The 17,683-nt window shown below is 63.1% G+C and carries 18 protein-coding genes and 1 tRNA gene; 8 read left to right on the top strand and 11 right to left on the bottom strand.

The window, feature by feature from the left end:
• Positions 1-51 precede the first annotated feature (51 nt).
• The 6 genes from NKI06_RS11440 to NKI06_RS11415 form a co-directional block, all read right to left on the bottom strand.
• On the bottom strand, positions 52-555 hold the full coding sequence (locus NKI06_RS11440; RefSeq protein WP_023698053.1) for a hypothetical protein: 504 nt from the start codon (positions 553-555) through the stop codon (positions 52-54).
• 279 nt (positions 556-834) lie between these two features.
• The gene (locus tag NKI06_RS11435; RefSeq protein WP_023698054.1) at positions 835-990 is read right to left on the bottom strand and encodes a hypothetical protein; all 156 of its coding nucleotides are present in this window, start codon (positions 988-990) and stop codon (positions 835-837) included.
• 286 nt (positions 991-1,276) lie between these two features.
• Positions 1,277-1,489 carry a hypothetical protein gene (locus NKI06_RS11430; RefSeq protein ID WP_031199619.1) on the bottom strand — a complete coding sequence of 71 codons (213 nt, stop codon included), beginning with the start codon at positions 1,487-1,489 and terminating at the stop codon, positions 1,277-1,279.
• Positions 1,490-1,595: 106 nt separating this feature from the next.
• Positions 1,596-2,222 (bottom strand): hypothetical protein, encoded by a 627-nt coding sequence (locus NKI06_RS11425; RefSeq protein ID WP_031199620.1) that lies wholly within the window; start codon positions 2,220-2,222, stop codon positions 1,596-1,598.
• Positions 2,223-2,231: 9 nt separating this feature from the next.
• Positions 2,232-2,305, bottom strand: a tRNA-Gln gene (locus NKI06_RS11420).
• A gap of 147 nt (positions 2,306-2,452) precedes the next feature.
• Complete coding sequence (locus NKI06_RS11415) at positions 2,453-3,400, bottom strand: lysylphosphatidylglycerol synthase domain-containing protein (RefSeq protein ID WP_023698055.1); 948 nt, start codon at positions 3,398-3,400, stop codon at positions 2,453-2,455.
• Positions 3,401-3,749: 349 nt separating this feature from the next.
• On the opposite strand from NKI06_RS11415, the gene NKI06_RS11410 reads away from it, so the two are divergent.
• Together NKI06_RS11410 and NKI06_RS11405 are read left to right on the top strand one after the other, a co-directional pair.
• Positions 3,750-5,093 (top strand): Ppx/GppA phosphatase family protein, encoded by a 1,344-nt coding sequence (locus NKI06_RS11410; RefSeq protein ID WP_023819602.1) that lies wholly within the window; start codon positions 3,750-3,752, stop codon positions 5,091-5,093.
• A complete protein-coding gene (locus NKI06_RS11405; RefSeq protein ID WP_352985308.1) occupies positions 5,090-5,812 on the top strand; it encodes an RlmE family RNA methyltransferase in 723 nt (240 codons plus the stop codon). Before NKI06_RS11410 ends, NKI06_RS11405 begins: the two co-directional genes overlap by 4 nt.
• Before the next feature lie 192 nt (positions 5,813-6,004).
• On the opposite strand, the gene NKI06_RS11400 is transcribed toward NKI06_RS11405, so the two are convergent.
• Together NKI06_RS11400 and NKI06_RS11395 are read right to left on the bottom strand one after the other, a co-directional pair.
• Positions 6,005-7,426: an MFS transporter gene (locus tag NKI06_RS11400; RefSeq protein WP_352985306.1), complete on the bottom strand. Its 1,422-nt coding sequence runs from the start codon at positions 7,424-7,426 to the stop codon at positions 6,005-6,007.
• A gap of 109 nt (positions 7,427-7,535) precedes the next feature.
• Positions 7,536-7,736 (bottom strand): hypothetical protein, encoded by a 201-nt coding sequence (locus NKI06_RS11395; protein WP_023711556.1) that lies wholly within the window; start codon positions 7,734-7,736, stop codon positions 7,536-7,538.
• A gap of 55 nt (positions 7,737-7,791) precedes the next feature.
• Between NKI06_RS11395 and guaB the strand changes: the two genes are divergently transcribed.
• Genes guaB through NKI06_RS11380 form a run of 3 tightly spaced genes read left to right on the top strand, consistent with a single transcriptional unit; the run spans position 7,792 to position 10,325 of the window.
• Positions 7,792-9,294: an IMP dehydrogenase gene (guaB, locus tag NKI06_RS11390; protein ID WP_023734161.1), complete on the top strand. Its 1,503-nt coding sequence runs from the start codon at positions 7,792-7,794 to the stop codon at positions 9,292-9,294.
• Between the two features lie 19 nt (positions 9,295-9,313).
• Positions 9,314-9,883: a hypothetical protein gene (locus NKI06_RS11385; RefSeq protein WP_023673033.1), complete on the top strand. Its 570-nt coding sequence runs from the start codon at positions 9,314-9,316 to the stop codon at positions 9,881-9,883.
• A 22-nt stretch (positions 9,884-9,905) separates the two neighbouring features.
• On the top strand, positions 9,906-10,325 hold the full coding sequence (locus NKI06_RS11380; RefSeq protein ID WP_023673032.1) for an MAPEG family protein: 420 nt from the start codon (positions 9,906-9,908) through the stop codon (positions 10,323-10,325).
• Between the two features lie 63 nt (positions 10,326-10,388).
• On the opposite strand, the gene rnd is transcribed toward NKI06_RS11380, so the two are convergent.
• The 3 genes from rnd to NKI06_RS11365 form a co-directional block, all read right to left on the bottom strand.
• Complete coding sequence (gene rnd / locus NKI06_RS11375) at positions 10,389-11,540, bottom strand: ribonuclease D (protein ID WP_352985303.1); 1,152 nt, start codon at positions 11,538-11,540, stop codon at positions 10,389-10,391.
• Between the two features lie 76 nt (positions 11,541-11,616).
• Entirely contained in the window at positions 11,617-12,861 is a 1,245-nt protein-coding gene (locus tag NKI06_RS11370) for an MFS transporter (protein ID WP_023730836.1), read from the bottom strand.
• A 105-nt stretch (positions 12,862-12,966) separates the two neighbouring features.
• The gene (locus NKI06_RS11365) at positions 12,967-14,169 is read right to left on the bottom strand and encodes an MFS transporter (protein ID WP_352985301.1); all 1,203 of its coding nucleotides are present in this window, start codon (positions 14,167-14,169) and stop codon (positions 12,967-12,969) included.
• A gap of 90 nt (positions 14,170-14,259) precedes the next feature.
• Between NKI06_RS11365 and NKI06_RS11360 the strand changes: the two genes are divergently transcribed.
• The 3 genes from NKI06_RS11360 to NKI06_RS11350 all read left to right on the top strand — a co-directional run bounded on the left by NKI06_RS11360 (position 14,260) and on the right by NKI06_RS11350 (position 17,515).
• Complete coding sequence (locus NKI06_RS11360) at positions 14,260-15,054, top strand: DeoR/GlpR family DNA-binding transcription regulator (protein WP_352650202.1); 795 nt, start codon at positions 14,260-14,262, stop codon at positions 15,052-15,054.
• A 251-nt stretch (positions 15,055-15,305) separates the two neighbouring features.
• Positions 15,306-16,403 (top strand): SEL1-like repeat protein, encoded by a 1,098-nt coding sequence (locus NKI06_RS11355; protein ID WP_352985300.1) that lies wholly within the window; start codon positions 15,306-15,308, stop codon positions 16,401-16,403.
• Positions 16,404-16,426: 23 nt separating this feature from the next.
• On the top strand, positions 16,427-17,515 hold the full coding sequence (locus NKI06_RS11350; RefSeq protein WP_352650198.1) for a tetratricopeptide repeat protein: 1,089 nt from the start codon (positions 16,427-16,429) through the stop codon (positions 17,513-17,515).
• Positions 17,516-17,683: the final 168 nt, after the last annotated feature.

Here is a 17,683-nt window from a genome sequence, read left to right as displayed (position 1 = left end):
AAATGATCGAGCGTTGCGCAAGGGCACGAGGGCGGAACGCGCAGGCGTGCTTCAGAAACCCGCCCGGCGGGCGAAATGTTCATAGGTCACGCGCCAGGGGTCGCTCTCCGCGCGTCTCTCCTCGCCGATCCAGTGAAAGCTGTCGGCGGTGATCTCGGTGAACCGCCACCGCGCCTGCAGGCCGCGCGAGTCGGCGCCCATCTGGACGATGTCCTTGCCTTCGGCCCGCCCGATCTGGCGCGAGTAATCCTGGTTGAGCGGATCGCTCCAGATAATGTGCCAGCCACCGATCCCGGGATCGAAGACGCGCAAGGTCGTGCCATACATGGTGGACGGGGCAGGGCGCCTGGGCCTGATCCAGATGTCCTGAATGGCGCGGCCTTCGAGCACCCAACCAAAGTGACACTCGCCATCCCATTTCTGAATTGTGCCGTCGTTGCGGTGGTGGAGCGTCTCCATGTCCCAACTGCCGATCAACCATCCATACAGGTCCATGTCTTTCGGCCGGTCGGCTGGCGGACCTTCGGATGCGAGAGCGGTAAGAAACGTCGCCATGATTGTCTCCAGGCAAGCCGCGCCGAAACGCTGGGCGTTCCAACCCTTGCACCGTTGCGGGTTCCTGGTCTTGGGAAAAATTGCGGTAATGCTGCTGTGAAGGCACTTCCGCGTTCGCGCCATACCAAATCTATGCGTGAATGCTAATGTAGCGTCGGCGGGTACCCCAATGCCCGCCTGGCCGGCGCCTCCTCAGGCCATCTCTTGAATGAGCGGCGCCGGCCGCTGATTTGGGCGGCGACCAAATTGCCGCCGGAGGAATATGAGGCGGGTAGGCGATTATTGCTGGGCAGTTTTGGCAGGCATTCCGATATCGGTCTGTATCCCCAGAACGTCCGCTGCCCAATCGCGCAGTTCCGGAGAGGCATCGCCGGATTTCATGATCGACACGGCCAAAGCGGCCATGTCCGCGGGCGGCTTGTTGTTTGAAGCCATAGGTGAAATAGCCGGCCATGATGGCGCATCCCACCGAAATGACCGGTGGGACGATTTGGAGTGCCGCCAAAGCTATTGTGCGCCAGCGGCCTGATCGGCTGGGTGCCGGAAGCTCATCCTCATCCACAAGGTTAGTCCATTCCACACTGCTCACCAGCCGGGAGAACGTTCTCCGTGAGGATTGTCTACATTAGTTAAATTGTCTACATTAGTTAAAATGCGGATAGATCCGCGTTGGGATGCCGAGGAACCTCGTCAAAGCGCACCGAGGGCAATGCCCACTGCGCTAGGCGAAATAGATCAACAGGGCGAGGAGTCCAAAGACAACGATAAGGCCAACTGGCCAATACCGTACGATCTGATCAGGATATTTCTCGCTCAGGCTAAGCAACCGGTCCTCGTAAGGGAGACGACTAAAGCCTGCCGGGCCGTTCTGTTGCTTGATGTCCCGGAGGATGCGGCGCGATTCCCTGATATCTCTGTCCTCTCGTTCGGCCATTGCATAAGTCCTCCCTGCCGGGACCGATCTTAGCTTGTTTACGTGAAGTGCCCAACAGCGTCGACCGGATCGCACGCCAGCGGCGCATGACATCATTGGAACCCAATCAATTCTCGGGCGGCGCCTCATCTTGCCAGCCGGCCAGCTCCGGCAGGTCGTCCAGCCAGCTTTTCTCCGTCATCAAGATTTCGCCGGCCTGTGGTGCCGCCTCAGTGGCGTTTTGAATAAGCCAGCCCATCCACTTTCGATAAGCGGCTGGGGCCAGTTCGGGCGGCAGCACCTTGGCTTTGGCCAGCATGCGTTTACGGAAGCTGAGCTGCCTGCGCAGTTTGGTCGTCGTGAATTTTATCGCCTTGCCCTGGTATTCCACCGTCCAGCGCCCATCGCCGTGGCTGGTCAGCCTGTCGATGGCAAAACCGGCATCGACCGGCCTGTCCCGCCAGGGAAGCTCGATGGCGTTCCGCCTCAGATCGAGAGCCCATCGCCGGTAGTCGGCCCCGGTACGCTGCGGCGGCAGCACGCCAGCCTGTTCGAGGATTTTCCTGCGAAAGGTCGGCTGCTTCTTGATCTGGCCGGTCGTCAGTTCGATGCGGTGCCTACGCAATTCGACATGCCAGCGGATCCTGCCGTTGCCGACATACTTGACTAACCTGTCGATGACGAACGCGTCCTCGGTAAGCGTCACGCATCCCTGGCTGATGCGTTCGAGGATGTACTGGCTGTCAGTGGGCATGACGTGCCTTGGCTGGGGAACCTGGATTCGAACCAGGACTAACGGAGTCAGAGTCCGTGGGTCTACCGTTAACCTATTCCCCAGCAGGCGCTGTCGCGCTGGTGGGCCGCCGAAGCAGCCGCGCGTGCCTTGTAGCCGCCGCCGGAAAATAGTCAAGCCTAAGCTGCGTTTCAATCACAGCGTTTCATAGGGGCAATTACGCCGGGGTGGCGCGCCGCACCCAATGATCCTCAACTCTCCGTCCGGCTGTATTGCGAGTGCTCGAAGAACAGCACCACGCCGAGCGCGATCAGCAGCGGGATGATCAGGTAGAACAGCCGGAACACCAGAAGTGCCGCCAGCACGCCGACCGGGTCCATATCAGACAGGCCGGCGAGGAACACGACCTCGAACACGCCGAGCCCGCCCGGCGCGTGCGAGATCTGCGCAACCGAGAACGACACCAGGAACACGCCGAGGATGACGAAATAGCCGGGATTGCCGGCAACGGGCAGGGCAAAGAAGATGATCGCCGCCGCCGCCAGAAGCTCGATCGGGCCGATCAGCAATTGCCGCGCCACGATCGGCAGCGCCGGATAGTGCAGCTGGAAGCCGGCGATTTTCAGCGGCTTCAGATGCAGCCAGCTGCCGAAGATGTAGGCGCCGACCAGGATCAGCAAAGCGATGCCGGCGGCGATCGCCAACCCGTGGTGCGGGGCGCCGGAAAAGCGGTCGATGATTTGTGGCTCGAAAACCAGCACCAGGCCGCCGACCAGAATGCTGGAGAGCACAAAGGTGATCCAGCAGATTGCCACCAGAATGCCGACGTCCTGGCCGGTCAGCCCCCTGGTGCCGTAGGCGCGGTAGCGGATCACGGCGCCCGAAAACACCGAGCCGCCGATATTGTGCGACAGCGCGTAGGTGGTGAAGGAGCAGAAGGTGACGAACAGCCACGACACCTTCTTGCCGATATGTAGAAGGGCAATGTGGTCGTAGCCGGCAAGCGAGGCGTAGGCGACCACCGAGCTCAGCGCCGCAAGCATCCAGCCGCGCGTCGGGATGGCGGATATGCCGTCCCAGACATCGTCGATCGAGATGCCGCGCAGTTCATGCCACAGCAACAACAGCGACCCGATGACCGCCGCGACACCGATGACCGGCCACAGATAGCGCTTCCAATTCGTGGCCCCCCAATTCATGCAGTTGTCGTCATGTGTTGCTGCCCATCGCCCAGGCGGGCGTTAAAACGTCCGCGATTCACCAATTCCCCCTCATTTCAGAAATGCCTCATTGAAGCCGGCTATTCAACCGGCAAGGGTGAGCAGCCGGTTCGCCAACGGCGAATTCGCCGTGCCAGTGGCAAGATGAAAGGCTAGCGAACGCCGGGACGCTGCAAAGCAGCGGGGATCTGGCAGGACGCAGCCGGCAAAATTTGAGTCCTTGCTCTTGGTGATCCGGTCCGGCGCTGCTACTCTGGCGGCAACTTAAAAGATTGAAGCGCCTGCTGCGTCCGGTTTACCGGTTCGCGCGGCGCCGGAAGGAACTGAAGTGGAAGACCACGACACCGGCGCTGGCGCGCCGGAAGTGGGCGTGTCCAGGGCTTCGCCGCCATCAGGCGGGCCAAGCCCATCCGCCGGGCGGCCCCGCCAGGCGGGGCCCCAGTCCGGCAACGGACAGGCCGGCGACGCCCAGCATCAGCGCGGCAAGGCGAGAAAGCGGCGCAAGCGCCGGCGTGGGCGCAAGGTTTTTGCGCGCGACGACAGCCCTCTCGCAACGGCCGCGGCGGTCGGTGCGCCGGCCTCCGTCGGCCCGGCCGCTCCAGCGCCCGTGCCTTTGCCCTCGGCCCCACAACCCCGACCGGAACAGCCCATGCATCGGCCGCCGATGCAGGAACTGCCGGTGTTTGCCGCGCTCGATCTCGGCACCAACAATTGCCGGCTTTTGGTCGCGGTGCCGCAGCGCCATGGCCAGTTCCGCGTCATCGACGCCTTCTCGCGCATCGTCAGGCTGGGCGAGGGGCTGACGGCGAATGGGCACCTGAGCCAGGCGGCGATGGACCGCGCCGTCGAGGCGCTTAAAATCTGCGGTGACAAATTGCGCAACCGCAAGATCCGCAAGGCCCGGCTGATCGCCACCGAGGCTTGCCGCACCGCCGATAATGGCGTCGAATTCCTGCAGCGCGTCGAACGAGAGGCGGGGTTGAAGTTGGAAATCATCGATCGCCAGACCGAGGCGCGGCTTGCTGTATCCGGCTGCGGCTCGCTGGTCGAGCGCGACACGCAAGGCGTGGTGCTGTTCGACATTGGCGGCGGCTCGTCCGAAATCGCGCTGATCGACCTCACCGGCCAGCGCTCGCCGCGGCTTGCCAACCACATCGTGTCGTGGACGTCGCTGCCGGTCGGCGTTGTCTCGCTGGCCGAGCGCTTTGGCGGCCGCACGGTGACGCGCGAGATCTTTGCCGCCATGGTCGATGATGTCGCGGTGCGGCTAAAGTCCTTCGACGGCCGCGACCGGCTGAGCCATGTGCTGGCCAGTCCGAAATTCCATCTGCTGGGCACATCCGGCACGGTGACGACGCTGGCCGGCGTCCATCTCGATCTCGAACGCTACGACCGCCGCCGCGTCGATGGGCTGTGGATGGACCGCGACAGCGTCGACCGCATGGTCGAAAAACTGGTTGGCTGGGATTTCCAGCAGCGCTGCGCCAACCCGTGCATCGGCGCCGACCGTGCCGACCTGGTGCTGGCCGGCTGTGCTATCCTGGAAGCCATCCGTGCGGTGTGGCCGTCGGAGCGGCTGCGCGTCGCCGACCGGGGCTTACGCGAAGGCATTTTGAGCGAGCTGATGGCCGATGACGGCGTCTGGCGCAACAGTGGGCGGGGCCGACAGTGACCAAGAAGCCGGAAAAGCCGGGCTCCGCCAGCATTCGTGTCCTCAAGACGCGGATCAAGAAGAAGAGCGGCCTGAAGGAATCGTCGCGCCGCTGGCTGCAGCGCCACATCAATGATCCCTATGTCCAGCGCTCCAAGGCCGACGGCTATCGCTCGCGCGCGGCCTACAAGCTGATCGAGATCGATGACAAGCATCATCTGCTGAAACCCGGCATGAAGGTCATCGATCTCGGTGCGGCCCCCGGCGGCTGGTGCCAGGTGGCGGCCGCGAGGACGAAATCGACGGCTGATAATCCACATGTCATCGGCATCGACTATCTCGAAATGGATGCGGTGCCGGGTGCGCCGGTGCTGCTGATGGACTTCCTTGACCCCGATGCGCCGCAAAAGCTCGCCGAGGCGCTGGGCGGCGACCCCGATGTCGTGTTGTCCGACATGGCCGCGCCGACCACCGGCCACAAGCGAACCGACCACATCCGCACCATGCATTTGTGCGAGGTGGCCGCCGATTTCGCGCTGTCGGTGCTGAAGCCGGGCGGGCACTTTTTGGCCAAGACGTTTCAAGGCGGCGCCGAAAACGAACTGCTGTCGATGCTCAAGAAGAACTTCCGCTCGGTGCACCACGTGAAGCCGCCGGCGTCGCGGGATGAGTCGGTGGAACTGTATTTGCTGGCGAAGGATTTTAAGGGCAGAGAGCCACCAGTGGCATCGTCATCCTAGGGCGAAGCAAGGAGCGAAGCGACGCAGCGCAGACCCTAGGATCCATGCCGTGACGTTAACGCGTTGAAAACGCTGCAGAATTCTGTGCCGCTGCATCCTTCGATCAAGATCACGGAATGGATCCTAGGGTCTTCGCGACGCTTTGAGTCGCTTCGCCCTAGGATGAACGAAGTGATGAGGGGCGCTCGCCCCTTACTTCCCAGCCGTGCTCACCGGCTCCAGCGTCTTCGGCGTCGTCAGCCGGCCATGTCCCGACACGGCATTGCCGGCATCCGGCGCCAGCCGCATGAATGACACGGACGCTGCCGCCGACACCGCCGCCACGATGAAGAAGGCGATGTGGAAATCGCCGAGCGCCAGCGGTCCGCCATGGATCGAGGTCGAGACTTCCAGGATGCCGCCGGCCAGCGCCACGCCGAGCGCGATCGACAACTGCTGGAACACCGCCGTGATCGGCGTTGCCTTGCTGGTGTCTTCAGCCGTCACCTCGGCATAGGAGAGCGCGTTGACGCCGGTGAAGAACATCGAGCGGATAAACCCGCCGACCAGCAATATGGCCAGCATCAGCGCGTAAGGCGTCTCCGGCGTGAACAGGCCGTATATGGCGATCGATGCGGCGGCGATCAGCGAGCCCGAGATCAGCACCCGGCGGAAGCCGGCGAGCCGGAAGATCAGCGCGGTGACGAACTTCATGCCAATGGCGCCGATGGCCGAGACGAAGGTGATCATGCCCGACTGGAACGGCGTCAGCCCGAAGCCGATCTGGAACATCAGGGGCAACAGGAACGGCACCGCGCCGATGCCGATGCGAAACAGCGAGCCGCCGAGCACCGAGGAGCGGAACACCTGGTTGCGGAACAGTTCCAGCGCCAGTAGCGGGTTCTTGGCGCGCCGTGCATGCAGGAGGTAGAGCACGCCGGAAATCAGCCCGACCGCCACGGTGATGAGGCCGGTCGCCGGCGGCAGATAGGGCAGGCTGACCACCGACAGGCCGAAGACGACGCCGGAGGCCGCCAGCCCGCTCAGCACGAAACCGACGAAATCGAGCGGCGGCGTCTCCATCGAGTCGGTTTGCGGTAGGAAGCGTGTCGCGAGCCAGATGCCGATCAGGCCGATCGGCACGTTGATCAGAAAAATCCAGTGCCAGGTGAAATAGGTGGTGATGAAGCCGCCTATCGGTGGTCCGACGAGCGGTCCGACCAGCGCCGGCACCGTCAGCCATGACATGGCGGCAACCAGCTCGCTCTTCGGCGTCGCGCGCACCAGCACCAGGCGGCCGACCGGCGTCATCATGGCGCCGCCTATGCCTTGCAGGAAGCGCGAGACGACAAAGGCCGGCAGTGAATTGGAGACAGCGCAGCAGACCGAGCCGACGATGAACACGCCGATCGCGGCGCGAAAAATGGTCTTGGCGCCAAACCGGTCGGCCATCCAGCCGCTGATCGGAATGAAGATGGCCAGCGACACCAGATAGGCGGTCAGCGCCAGCTTGAGCGCGATCGGGCTGGTGTGGATGTCGACGGCGATCGCCGGCAGCGATGTCGCAATGACGGTCGAATCCATGTTTTCCATGAACAAGGCGACCGCCAGAATGAGCGGAATGATGCGGTTCAACGAACGCGTCCGAACTGGCCAAAAATTGCGTGCCGACCAATCCAGGCAATGAAAAGGCGGGGCAAGCGATACGAACCGGCGGTTATCACGCCTCAGGCGCGATGTCGCATTAATTTGCTGTCACTTTTGTGCGACCGCGCGCGGACAAGAGGCGTTGCTGCGTTTCTGCACAAAGGATGAAACTGGCGAAAATCGACGCTCTCCTGGGCAGGTCCGCCGAATAGGAGATGACCGGCTTTTCATCGGCGCCGCGACGTGTTACCAGCCAGCGCCAATCCTGAAAGGGAAGAAACGAGTCGGCGCTGTCCATTTCGGTTCAGCGCTTTTTGTATTCTCCCAGCGCTTTTCGTATCCGAGGACTGGCCATGGCAAAAATCATCGAAACGTCCACCGGCGCGCTGGCGCTGACCTTTGACGACGTGCTGTTGCAGCCCGGTCATTCCGAGGTCATGCCCGGTGAGACCGACATCCGCACCCGCATCGCCACCGACATCGACCTCAACGTGCCGATCCTGTCGGCCGCCATGGACACCGTCACCGAGGCGCGGCTCGCCATCGCCATGGCGCAGGCCGGCGGCATCGGCGTCATCCACCGCAATTTCTCGCCGGCCGAACAGGCCGAGCAGGTTCGCCAGGTCAAGAAGTTCGAATCGGGCATGGTCATCAATCCGGTCACCATCGGCCCCGACGCCACGCTCGCCGACGCGCTGGCGCTGATGCGCACCTATTCCATCTCGGGCATTCCGGTTGTCGAGAATGGCGGCACCGGCGGCCAGAAGATCGGCCGCCTGGTTGGTATCCTGACCAACCGCGACGTGCGCTTCGCCTCCGATCCGGGGCAGAAAGTTTACGAATTGATGACCCGTGAGAACCTGATCACGGTCAAGGAGAATGTCGACCAGGACGAGGCCAAGCGGCTGCTGCACCAGCACCGCATCGAAAAGCTCGTCGTCGTGGACAAGTCCGGCAATTGCGTCGGCCTGATCACCGTCAAGGACATCGAGAAGTCGCAGCTCAACCCGCACGCCACCAAGGATGCCCAGGGGCGCCTGCGGGCGGCGGCCGCCACCAGCGTCGGCGATGACGGCTTCGAGCGCGCCGAGCGGTTGATCGATGCCGGTGTCGACCTCCTGGTCATCGACACCGCGCATGGCCATTCGCAGCGCGTGCTCGATGCGGTGACGCGGGCCAAGAAGCTTTCCAATTCCGTCCGCATCCTGGCCGGCAACGTCGCCACCGCCGAAGGCACGCAGGCGCTGATCGACGCCGGCGCCGATGCCGTCAAGGTCGGCATCGGCCCGGGCTCGATCTGCACCACGCGCATCGTCGCCGGCGTCGGCGTGCCGCAGCTTTCGGCGATCATGTCGGCGGTCGAGACGGCGCATAGATCAGGCGTGTCGGTCATCGCCGACGGCGGCATCAAATATTCGGGCGATCTGGCCAAGGCGCTTGCCGCCGGCGCCAGTGCGGCCATGATCGGCTCGCTGCTCGCCGGGACCGATGAAAGCCCGGGCGAGGTCTATCTGCACCAGGGCCGCTCCTTCAAGGCCTATCGCGGCATGGGCTCTGTCGGCGCAATGGCGCGCGGCTCGGCCGATCGCTACTTCCAGGCCGAGGTTCGCGACACGCTGAAACTGGTCCCGGAAGGCATTGAAGGGCAGGTGCCCTACAAGGGACCTGTGTCTGGCGTGCTGCACCAGCTTGCGGGCGGGCTAAAAGCCGCTATGGGTTATGTCGGTGGCCGCGACCTTGCCGATTTTCGCGAACGCGCCACCTTTGTGCGCATATCCAACGCCGGACTTCGTGAAAGCCACGCCCATGACGTCACGATTACCCGCGAAAGCCCGAACTATCCTGGCGGAGCCTGACCGGCAGCCAGAGCGGTACATGCTCTGGCGCCACCAGGCGACGATCGTGCTGCGGCTGGCGCGCCATGCCGGCGCGCTGTGCTTTGCCGCCGCGGCGGTTTTCATCATCATGACGCTGCTGGAATTCTTCTATTTCCGCCGGCTGAGCGGTGGCCTGCCGTCGCTCGACGTGCGCCTTGGCGGGTTCACGCCCGACGAGGGCATGGCCTGGCTGACGGCACTCGGCCGGCGCGGCAGCGAGATCATACTGGTCTGGCACTATTTGACTTTCGACCTTCTCTTCCCGGCGCTGCTGTCGCTGACCATGGTCAGCCTGATCCTGGCAACCGGACGGCGGCTGAAGAGTTTTCGTGCCATGCCGGTGCAGCTTCAGGCACTGTTCGCGCTGGTCATCGTGCTGCCCTACACGTGCGCCGACTACGCCCAGAACATTGCGGTGGCGCGGCTTCTGTCCGATGCGCTGTCGGCCAACCCGGATTCTCTGTCTTTCGCCTCGTCGCTGATCGTCACCAAATTCGCGCTGCTGGCGATCCCCGTCATCGTCATCGCGTTTTTGATCCTTGCCGCCCAGCGGCGTCCACAGGCATGAACGACAGAGCAGGGGCAACGCCATGAGCCAGACCGCGATTTTCTGGCCGATGCTGGCGCAGGTGTTGCTCGTCTATATCGTCTATGTCGTGATGGGCCGGCGCCGCTACGGCGCGGTCAAATCGGGCGAGGCCAAGGTCGGTCAATACAAGGTGCGCACGACCGAGCCCGGGTCGAGCGTCACGGTTGCCAACAATCTCATCAACCAGTTCGAACTGCCGGTGCTGTTCTATGTGCTGTGCCTGGCGCTGCACGCGACCAATGGCGTCAATTATCTGACCCTGGCGTTGATGTGGATTTTCGTGATTTCCCGCTATGGCCACGCCTGGGTCCACCTCACCAGCAACAATCTGCGGTTTCGCAGCCGCGCCTTCTACGTCGGCGCGATCATTCTCTTGTTGGCATGGATCTGGTTCGCGCTACACCTGCTCGGAGCGGTGTAGGGCAGTCGTTTACCCTCCCCCTCGTGGGGAGGGTCGCTCCGCGCACCGGGGCCGGGTGGGGGTCTACCAAACGAACACCGCGATCTTGCGCTTGTCGAACTTGATGCCGATTTCGCCGCGCACCAGCTTCAGTGCGGCTTCGCCGAACACGGCGCGTCGCCAGCCCTGCAGGGCCGGCACGTCGGCATCCTCGCCCTCGGCGGCGATGCGGTCGATGTCATCGCTGGACGCAAGCACTTTCGAGGCGACGCCTTCCTTCTCGGCGACGATCCTCAACAGCACTTTCAACAGCTCGGAGGCGGCATTGGAGCCTTCGGGCGGCTGAAAGCTCTTGGGCAGCTTCGGCATCTCTTCGCGGGGCAAAGCGAGCGCCGTGTTGACCGCGCCGAGCAATGCGGTAGCCGTCGACGAACGCTCCCAGCCTTTCGGCGTCGTGCGCAGCTTGCCAAGGGCTGCCGCATCGCGCGGCGCCTGCTGGGCGACCTCGTATATGGCGTCATCCTTGAGCACCCGGCCGCGCGGCACGTCACGCTCGCGCGCCTCACGTTCGCGCCATGCCGCCACCGTCTGCACGATCGCCAGCTCCTGCGGCTTGCGCAGCCGCATCTTCAGCCGCTTCCAGGCATCCTCGGGGTGCGGATCGTAGGTCTCGCGCGAAGTCAGCACCTCCATTTCCTCGTTCAGCCAATGGGCGCGGTTTTCCCGCTCCAGTTCGGCGCTGAGATGCTTGTAGACGTCGATCAGATGGGTGACGTCGGCCAGCGCATAGTCGAGCTGCTTGTCCGACAGCGGCCGGTGGCGCCAGTCGGTGAAACGCGAGGATTTGTCGAGCCGTGCGCCGGTGATGCGCTGCACCAGCTGATCGTAGGAGACGCTGTCGCCGAAGCCGCAGACCATGGCCGCGACCTGGGTGTCGAACACCGGATGCGGCACCAGATCGCCGAGATGGACGATGATTTCAATGTCCTGGCGCGCGGCATGGAAAACCTTGACCACCGCTTCATTGGCCATCAGCCGGAACAATGGGGCGAGGTTGATGTCGGGCGCCAGCGGGTCGATCAGCGCGGTGACGCCTGGTGCCGCCATCTGGATCAGGCACAGAATCGGCCAGAATGTCGTTTCGCGGATGAATTCGGTGTCGACGGTGACGAAATCCGACTTTTCAAAAGCGGCGAGAACGGACTCGAGCTCATTTTGGGTGGTGATGACGTGCATCAAATCGCTTTTTTAGTAACGGGTAAGGTTCTCTTTCAATTTCAGCCATGGGCGCTTTCGTCAAGCCGCCCTTCGGTCAAGTATCCGCCGATCCGTCGGAATCGCCATTTCTGCGCGCCAGCCGCGCGAAGACGGTTGACGTGCGCAGCAGCGCCGTGAAACGGCTGCGCTTGCCCGCCGGCACGCTGCCGCGCACCTGCATGCGGTAGAGAATGACGGCGATGAGGGTGGCGTAGACGACTGCGCTGAAGACAAACAGGGCGCCCGGTCCGAAATATTGCATAGCCGTCGAGGCCGCGAAGGGGCCACCGATGGCGCCGAAGGAATAGAACAGCATCAAGGCGGCATTGATCAGCACGAACTCGCCCTTGTCGGCGCGGTCGTTGGAATGCGCCGCCGACAGCGAATAGAGCGGCATGGCGAAGCTGCCGAAGATGAAGACGATGATCAAATTGAGGGTCGGATCGGCGCCGGCGACGAAGGCCAGCGCCAGCGCCGCGAACATGGCGCCGCATGTCGTGGCCAAAAGCACCGCGCGCCGGTCCCAGCGGTCGGAGAGGTAGCCCAGCGGATACTGGATGAGGGCGCCGCCGAAGATGCCGACGCTGACGAAGGTGACGACATCGGCGACCGACATGCCGATCTGTTCGGCATAGACCGGCGACAGCGTGCGGAAGGCGCTGTTGGTGACGCCGACGCAGATGCAGCCGAAGCAGCCGAGCGGCGAAATCCGCCAGACGCGGGCGAGATCGAGCTTGACGTCTTCCGGCGGCGTCGGGTTGGAGCGGTCGCCGAGCGACACCGGAACCAGCGACAGCGTGATCATCATCGACATGATGGCGAAGATGGCAAAGCCGCCGGGGCCGAAGATCGGGATCAGGAACTGTGCGCCGGTCACCGAGCCGATATCGACCATGCGGTAGACGGCGAGCACCCGCGCACGATCCTTGTTTTCGACGCCGGAGTTCAGCCAGGCTTCCATGACGGTGAACAGGCCGGCAAAGCAGAAACCGCCGGCAAAGCGCACCGCGCACCACATCACCGGATCGATCACCAGCACCAGGAGCAGCGTGCTGGCAGCGGCGATGGCGGCGAGCGCTGAAAACGTCCGGACATGGCCGACTGCCTTGAGGATACGGGTGACGGCCAAGCACCCCAACAGGAAGCCGGCGAAATAGAACGTACCCATCAGGCCGATGTCGGAGGCCGAAAATCCTTCCTGCGCGCCGCGCAGCGCGATCAGCGTGCCCTGCAGCCCGTTGCCGCCAAGCAGGATGCCGGCGGCGATGAGGAGCGGGATCAGCGGGCGGATGGAGGACATACGAAACCGTTGCTTAGGTGGCTCCACAGTTCTGAACCATCGATGTGGCCAATGCCAGTGGCTTATCCCGCCGCTAACAGGTGTGTGGCTTTCAGGTAGGGCCGTTCAGGCTTCGTGAGCCCTCGTCAAAGCTTCACCCGCTTGTGCGGCCGGGCGGGACGCCCTTCGGCCAAGCGAGCCGGCGGTCAGCAGGCTGAGCATGATGAACGGAATGCCGATACCGAAGGCCGAGCGGATGCCCCAATGGTCGGAGACGAAGCCGAGCAACGGCGGGCCGAGCAGGAAGGCGACGAAGGAGATCTGCGACAGCGCCGCGACATTGATTGCCGCGGAGCGGTCCGTGCGTTGGGCCGCCGCCGAGATCGCCAGCGGAAAGATCGCGCTGCTGCCAATGCCAAGTAGCGCAAAGCCCAGCATCGATACGAGCGGGGCAGGCGAGAAGAAGACGAGCAGCACGCCGACCGCCATCGTCGCCAGCAGCACCCGCGCCACGCCGCTAGGCGAGTGGCGGTCGACAAAGGAGTCGGCAAAGAAGCGCGTGGCCGCTTGCGAGAATGCAAACAGCGCCACCGTGAAACCGGCGACGAAAGGGCCCGCATCGAACACGGTGCGCATGTAGATTGCCGACCAGTCGATGCTGGCGCCTTCCATCAGCATCGCCGACAGCGTCACCGCGACGAGAACGAGGATAGGCAGCGTCGGCCGCGCCAGCCTTGGCGCCGTCTCGTCATTGCCGGCGAAGCGGCTCGGCGCCGGTTCGTAACCGCCGAGAAACAGCGCGATTCCTGTCGCAACCATCGGTACGACAATCGCCAGGTGCAGTTGCGGCGATATGCCGAGATGCGCAAGCGCGGCGCCGAACAGGCCAGCGCCGAAAAAGCCAATGCTCCAGAACGAATGCGCCCGGTTCATGATCCGGCGCTTGAGCAGGAATTCGGTTCTGTCGGCCTCGACGTTGAGAATGATCTCGACGCTGCCGATCATCAGGCCGACCGGAAACAGCATCAGGAACAGCGCAAGCGGCCCAGGCGCATGCACGGCAATGGCAAAGACAACCGACAAAAGCGGCACCAGCCCGAGCAGCGCGCGGCGGAAGCCGATGCGCTCCAGGATCGGCGCCGCCAGCGTCAGCGCGGTCAAGGTGCCGATTGGCGTCCCGATCAGGCTTAGCCCGAGCGTGCCGTCCCCGATGCCCATGGCGTGCTTGATGTCGGGCAGCCGCGGGAAGATTTGACCCATGGCGAACGAATAGATCGCAAAACCGGCGTAGACCCGGTGTTGCGGAGCGAGGCGGAGGCCAAAGGTCATGAAGATGCTTTCAAGGCAAGAGAGTCGACGGTTGTCACTGTTTGACATGCCGACATCTTGCACAAACATGCAAATCGTGCAAGAACGTGCATGAAAAAACAGGATCATGCAATGCTGACCGATGAGCGGCATCAAATTATTCGCGATCGCCTGGCCGTCGAGGGAAGGGTGCTGGCCGGCGAGCTGGCAGGCCGCTTCGGCGTTTCGGAAGACACGGTTCGCCGCGACCTCAGGGAGTTGGCCAAGGCCGGGCAGTGCCGCCGCGTCTATGGCGGCGCGGTCGCGGCCGCACCCTTCGCGGCCGCACCCTTCGCGGCCACGCCGGTCGGCCTGCGCGCCGGCCATGCGGTCGAAGAAAAGACGCGGCTGGCCCGCGCGACCGTGGCACTGCTTTCGCGCGGACAGACCCTGTTCATCGACAGCGGCTCGACCAATGGCGCGATCGCCAGGGCCATCCCGCGCGACATCGATCTGACCGTCGCCACCAATTCGCTCGAAATTGCCTCCGTCCTGTCAGACCACGCTTTGGTCGAACTGATTGTGCTGGGCGGGCGGTTCGACCGCCATCTCGGCGCCTGCGTTGGCGCCGACACGCTTGCCGCTGTCGCGCAACTTGGCGCGGACCTGTTTGTTCTCGGATCCTGCGGTCTCGATGCGTCGCGCGGCGTCACGGCCTTCGATTCGGCTGAGGCCGAGGTAAAGCGGGCGATGGCCAAGAACAGCGCAGGCATCGTCATCGCTGTAACCAACGACAAGCTAGCCACAGCCGCACCCTACCGGGTCGCCAGGCCAGAGGCGATCCGCCATCTCGTGGTCGAAAAGACCGCGCCGGCCGCAATCCTCGCCGACTTCGAACGCCAGGGCGCTGAAATCCACTTTGCTTGAACGAAGGGTGCGTCCGGGATAGCCTCCTGGCTTTGCCAGAAAAGTCGAGTACTTGGAGGCGGCTTATCCATATATGGCTTGATTGATGGCCGTTTCCTGGATGAAGTATTCTTATCAAACCGAACAATATATCACCGAAATAGCGGCAAACAATTGTACCCGTTGGAGACTACCTGTTAACCGCACATCTGTTTTTCGCTGGCCTCGGCCCATAGGATCGCGTAACTGCACTTGCGGCTGAGGGCTGCGTCGTGAGGCATTTAATTATCTGGGTTGTTGCGCTGGTCTTCGCGGCCTTCGCCCTGATCGCATCACCGCTCCCCATTTTGCAGAAGCAACGCAACGCCTTGGCGCACTGGTTGGTCGCCGAGGGTTTCACTGCCGCCGGAGCCAAGGTTTATCTGGCTGTCGCATCATCCGGCGACGCAACAGCCAAGAACAATCTCGGCGTGTTGCACTATCGAGGCGTCGGCGTCTCGACCGACCTCGAGGCGGCGCGCGGGCTGTTCACGCAAGCCGCAGCGCTCGGCTCGTCGCAAGCAGTTGCCAACCTCGCTCTTATACGAGGTGGCGGCTGCGGTCTCGACAGCGCCCGCAGCGCCCAAACGGTGGGACAACTGGAGACCGCCGTCGCTGACGGAAATGCGGCAGCCGCAAAGCAGACGATAGACTGCCTCTATTTCAATGCTGCCAAGAACCGCCTGGAGGATCCTGACGGTGCGATGATCGCGGCATCGCTTGCGATCGCTTCCGGCGATGGACCGGGCCGCTTCAAATCGGGCAGGGCGCTGGTCAACGCAGCCCGTTCGATCCAGCTTCCAGGCTATCGGGGCAGCCCGACACAGCAGGAGTATGACAACCGTGTGGTTCGGCTCATCGACCGCGCCAGCCTGGATCTTTTCGCCGCGACGGAACTCGGTCAGCCGCAGGCCTACGAATGGCTGGGCGTGGCACGCCACCAGTTCAACAGGCTGTTGCCGCGCCTCCAATTGGGTGACCGGCTTGGCAAGAAGACATTTGAAGAGTGGATGCAAGCCGGCGCTGTCAACGGTGACTGGGCGATGATCTGCCGCACCGCCTCATTTGCCATGGAAGACCTGCTGCATCGTGTTGGCCGCTACAGCCGTTCTGAATTCAACGCGGTGGTTGCGCGGGCGCATGCATGCATCGACCGGCAGGAAGACAGCGCCGCATCGTTGGAATGGTACGACGCGGTGGAATACCCTGCCGTGAAACCGCATCCGGTTGCTTCGAGTTATCCCACCTTTGACATCGGTCGGGCGGCGGATGCGCTGCGGCGTCTTTTGTTCCAGGACGCGGCGGCACGGCTCAAGGAACCGACATCTTAAAGGCAACAATGCGCAAACTTCTCATGATCCTCGGTTCGGTTGCCGTTCTATCGTTGGTGGCCATTGGGGTTTTCGCCAATACCACGCTCACCCGTAGCGCCCTTAACGCCGGCATGCCGTCGCTCGCGGTCGCCGTCCTGAAGCCGGCCGCTGGCTTCGGCGATCCGAAAGCGATGAACGATCTCGGCGTTCTGCTCTATCGCGGTACGGGAACCGAAGAAGACCCTGCCGAGGCCGCGCGTCTTCTGTCTGCTGCTGCCGAATCCGGTCTGCCGCGCGCACAACTCAATCTCGCTTTGGTACAAAAATCGCGCTGCCGTATCGACGGGGCAGACACCGCTGTTTTCGCAATGCTGGAAAAGATGGCGCTGACGGGCGATGTCACCGCGGCGTCTTTTGCGGCGGAATGTTTCGGCCGCAGCAGCGCCGCACAGCGCGACTTCGCGCCTTGGGGCGAACGTTTCCTGAAGTTGGCCGAGGTCGGCGCGACCGGAGACGGCAAGGAAAAGATCAAGTTCGCATGGACGCTCATAGAAGCCTCCGATGACTCGATCCTTGGAACACTGGAATCCATAGCCGCCGACCACGCCGTGAAGAACCGTCTGCTCAATATGGCAGCGAAGATACTGCTCGCCGCACGCGATGAAGATGCGGCTGCATTCTATGGTCTTGCAACCATGCGTGACAAATATGCCGACCGCCTGGAGAAAGGACCGGTGGCTGACGAGGTGATGCGGCGGACGTCGGATCAGTGGCTTCTCGAAGGCGCTACAGCCGGCCATCAGGTCAGTGGCTGCAACGTCGCCCGGAACTACATGCGTGATTTCATGGAAAAGCCGGGCGAGGATACGCGCGCGCGGCTGGTGGCTATCGACAAGATCATCTACGCCTGCCTTACCAACCGTACCAGCGCGCGCGAAACGATCGTCATCGAACAGGGCGGCCGCAAGGTGGCAAGGTCGTTTGGCGAGGATTTCGCACAGGATCGCTGGCGCGGCGACGGGCCACTGCTCGTGGCCGGCCCGAAATACGACGACCGCGACTTCGACACGGCGGCGCATGATGATGTCGTCCAGATCTTCAACAGGATGCAGGCCAGGTTCGGCAGCTAGCCTCTTTCTTGCCGCAAGGCGGTCCCTTCTGAGGCGCCGTGACTGAGGCGACCATATCGGCACAGGGCCCTGCAAACGAGTGAAGTCAGAAAGGGCGCTTGCCAAACCCGGCTTGCCTTGACAAATCGGGCCTCCCATGCGCTTTTCGCGCAAATTTTGGACCGGGCT

This window comes from Mesorhizobium sp. M0772 (assembly GCF_040320135.1).
Classification (GTDB): domain Bacteria; phylum Pseudomonadota; class Alphaproteobacteria; order Rhizobiales; family Rhizobiaceae; genus Mesorhizobium.
Note: the sequence above shows the minus strand (reverse complement) of the source record. Positions and strands in the feature narration are given on the sequence as shown.

Coding starts and splice junctions, on each gene's coding strand:
- NKI06_RS11440 (WP_023698053.1), bottom strand. CDS start 555: ATGGCGACGTTTCTTACCGCTCTCGCATCCGAAGGTCCGCCAGCCGAC.
- NKI06_RS11435 (WP_023698054.1), bottom strand. CDS start 990: ATGGCTTCAAACAACAAGCCGCCCGCGGACATGGCCGCTTTGGCCGTG.
- NKI06_RS11430 (WP_031199619.1), bottom strand. CDS start 1,489: ATGGCCGAACGAGAGGACAGAGATATCAGGGAATCGCGCCGCATCCTC.
- NKI06_RS11425 (WP_031199620.1), bottom strand. CDS start 2,222: ATGCCCACTGACAGCCAGTACATCCTCGAACGCATCAGCCAGGGATGC.
- NKI06_RS11415 (WP_023698055.1), bottom strand. CDS start 3,400: ATGAATTGGGGGGCCACGAATTGGAAGCGCTATCTGTGGCCGGTCATC.
- NKI06_RS11395 (WP_023711556.1), bottom strand. CDS start 7,736: ATGGACAGCGCCGACTCGTTTCTTCCCTTTCAGGATTGGCGCTGGCTG.
- guaB (WP_023734161.1), top strand. CDS start 7,792: ATGGCAAAAATCATCGAAACGTCCACCGGCGCGCTGGCGCTGACCTTT.
- NKI06_RS11385 (WP_023673033.1), top strand. CDS start 9,314: ATGCTCTGGCGCCACCAGGCGACGATCGTGCTGCGGCTGGCGCGCCAT.
- NKI06_RS11380 (WP_023673032.1), top strand. CDS start 9,906: ATGAGCCAGACCGCGATTTTCTGGCCGATGCTGGCGCAGGTGTTGCTC.
- rnd (WP_352985303.1), bottom strand. CDS start 11,540: ATGCACGTCATCACCACCCAAAATGAGCTCGAGTCCGTTCTCGCCGCT.
- NKI06_RS11370 (WP_023730836.1), bottom strand. CDS start 12,861: ATGTCCTCCATCCGCCCGCTGATCCCGCTCCTCATCGCCGCCGGCATC.
- NKI06_RS11365 (WP_352985301.1), bottom strand. CDS start 14,169: ATGACCTTTGGCCTCCGCCTCGCTCCGCAACACCGGGTCTACGCCGGT.
- NKI06_RS11360 (WP_352650202.1), top strand. CDS start 14,260: ATGAAAAAACAGGATCATGCAATGCTGACCGATGAGCGGCATCAAATT.
- NKI06_RS11350 (WP_352650198.1), top strand. CDS start 16,427: ATGATCCTCGGTTCGGTTGCCGTTCTATCGTTGGTGGCCATTGGGGTT.